Source organism: Vibrio sp. 1069 (assembly GCF_033340555.1).
Window position 1 is genome coordinate 1 of record NZ_JAWOWP010000518.1, and the last position, 635, is coordinate 635.

Sequence of the window (635 nt, forward strand, 5' to 3'; positions counted from 1 at the left end):
TGATCGGTGTCAGTTTCTAGGCGTTGCGTTAAATCACCTTTGCCAGATGCGACGTCTTTAATTGCCGTGTTTAGTGTATCTAGCGGGCGCATTAGGGTTCTGATCAGAAGTGTTAATGCGATAACTGAAGCAAGTACAGCGATGATTGAGTAAATGATCGCGCTATTACGTAGCTCTCCAACCACTGAGTAAGCTGCCGTTTCATCAATGATGGCGCCCACGTACCAGTTCTCACTTGGGATATGAGTAAGGCTAACCATGTAAGGATTGTTATCAACTTCGATGTGTTGAGTCGCCTTATTTAAGTCAACTTGCGGTAGGTAGCTATTGAGCTTTTCACCGTTGTACTTACTTTGCGGGTGCGCAATCGTCGTGCCATCGTCAGTGACTAAGAACAAGTAACCAGCATCAAATAGGTTCACTTGGTTAACTAGGTCGGAAAGGGTAGTTAGCTCTAGGTCGTAAAACATGCCCGCTAAGAACTGGCCGTTTTGTTTTACTGGCGTACCAACAGAGATGATCACATTCTTAGATGAAGCATCAACATAAGGGTCGGTAACCACCAAATCGCCTTTGTTTTTGGCTGCGATAAACCAAGGGCGTTGTCGAGGATCATAATCAGGCCCTGCATCCCA

Annotated in this window: 1 protein-coding gene; it reads right to left on the bottom strand. The window is 45.7% G+C overall.

Features of this window, described 5'->3' with window-relative positions; all coding sequences use genetic code 11:
* On the bottom strand, positions 1–635 hold a 635-nt coding region (locus tag R7040_RS27495; RefSeq protein ID WP_318097748.1), incomplete at both ends, for a methyl-accepting chemotaxis protein.